Raw genomic sequence first — 1,906 nt, 5'->3', positions numbered from 1 at the left:
TGTAACACCAAACTCCTGAGCAATTTCATATTTCATTTGCTCAATTGCACTTGCTGCAGCTGCTATTAAGATTTCGTTTGAATTATTATTTTCGCGAATTTGCATTTTTTAAACACCTCCGTTGAATTTGGTAATATCATGCTCTATTTCCAACAAAATATGCAAAAAAATTATTCGTTTAGCTATTTTACATATATACCTAAGCTTTCATCCCTTATGTGGGAATAAATAAAGGTATAGGTCATACCCTATACCTTTACCTTCTTCTATCCTACTTACTTTTAAATTCCCCTATTAACCCCTGTAACTCTTGCGAGAGCCAATTTAGAGAATTTGCTAACTCTGCAATATCTTGTACATATAGTTCTTGCTCTTTCATACTTGTCTCCACATTACTACTACTATTCACATATGTATTCGCAATGTGTGATAATTCATTTATAAACTGAACAATAGTTTGATTATCTGTTAGAATTTCACTTGAATGATTCGAAGTCGCTTTAATTTGATTTGTAACAGATTGTGCAGATTCTGAAATCTTTTCAAAAAAAGCACCACTACTTTGAACAAGTGTTATTCCTACTTCTACTTCCTTTGAACTCTTCTGTATGGATCTTACAGCTCTCTCTGCTTCAGCCTGGGTTTCACCAATTAATTTAGCTATATCCCTTGCAGATGCCTCGGTTCTTTCCGCTAATATATGTACCTCGTCCGCAACACCTAAAAATTCTTCCCCCATCTCTCCAGCACATGAGGATTCAGTAGAAGCATTTAAAGCTAATGAATTTGTTTGATTTGAAATGGTTGTAATTACAGTAAGAATTTCATGAATTTCCTTAGATCGTGCTTCGAATGCATAAATACTAGAAGATACATCCTGAACTGTATCTTGGATTCTTTTCATTTGATTCACGATTTGCTTAATCAAATCTTTTCCCTCTACAGAATGCTGTTCCATGTCTTCCAAAGCATTGCCAACTTGTTTTGCAGCTCCTTTAATTGCTTTCATCTTACTTTCCATTTCTTGAACAATCCCTAAACATTTTTGCACTACATATTCATGAGAATGTGCTCCTAAATTTAATCCTGTAATAGCACTTGCAATTTCTTTAAAGGCTATGCTATTCTCTTTTGTACTTACCGACAATTCCTGTGAAGATGTCGAAACTTGTTCAGCAGTCTCCCTTACTTTATCTAAAATCTTATTAAACTTTTTAATAGTGTTATTAAAATAGATATTAGTTATCCCTATATCATCAGATCTTTCATTCAATTTAATACTTAAATCCCCTTCACCAACTTTACGTAACCCTTCTTGTAAATCCTTTAAAGGCGATAGAGAGTTTCGTGAGATAAATATTTGAATTGTAATTGCGATAGTTAATGAAATTATAATAAATAGTAAACCTTGTATCATAAAGTTTTTCTTTGTAAGTGGAATAATAGAAGCTTCCAAATCCGCTGCAACAATTGCAATTATATTTTTATTTTCATCTGTAACTGGCTCTAAAATTGTTACCCAGAACCCTAATTCATCTTCATACACTTCTGTCATTTGTGCCTGTTTTGTTTGTATTACTTTATCATATGTTTTCATCCAATAAGTAGGCTGCTCATAGTATTCACCTGGTTTTACAGAAACAGTATTTGCTAATTCTGTATCCAAAGCTACTATTTGTAATTCAGCTTTTTCATTTAGCTTGGCTCCTGTAACATATGTTTGTCCAACACTTTTCATATCTTTTATAGATTTATTTAATTGCTCTGTCAATTTTTCTTTCTTCACTCTTTGAGCTGTGGGGTCTTTTGCTACATCTCTTACTATTTCTAGATCTAATTGATTTAATACCGCATCACCTGTTTCAAAAGACTGCCTCTCAAATATAGACATCATACTATTTTGAAA

General features: G+C 32.7%; 2 protein-coding genes. Both read right to left on the bottom strand.

The features are described 5' to 3' along the window. The coding region (locus tag ABWK52_RS27145; protein ID WP_353772274.1) for a small, acid-soluble spore protein, alpha/beta type at positions 1 to 105 on the bottom strand (105 nt) is incomplete at its 3' end. 166 nt (positions 106 to 271) lie between these two features. Next, positions 272 to 1,906: methyl-accepting chemotaxis protein (locus ABWK52_RS27140; RefSeq protein ID WP_353772273.1), on the bottom strand; the 1,635-nt coding region annotated here is incomplete at its 5' end.

The organism is Bacillus sp. AP50 (assembly GCF_040492675.1).
In the GTDB taxonomy this organism is placed as follows: domain Bacteria; phylum Bacillota; class Bacilli; order Bacillales; family Bacillaceae_G; genus Bacillus_A; species Bacillus_A cereus.
This window is presented reverse-complemented; position numbering and strand designations above follow the sequence as displayed.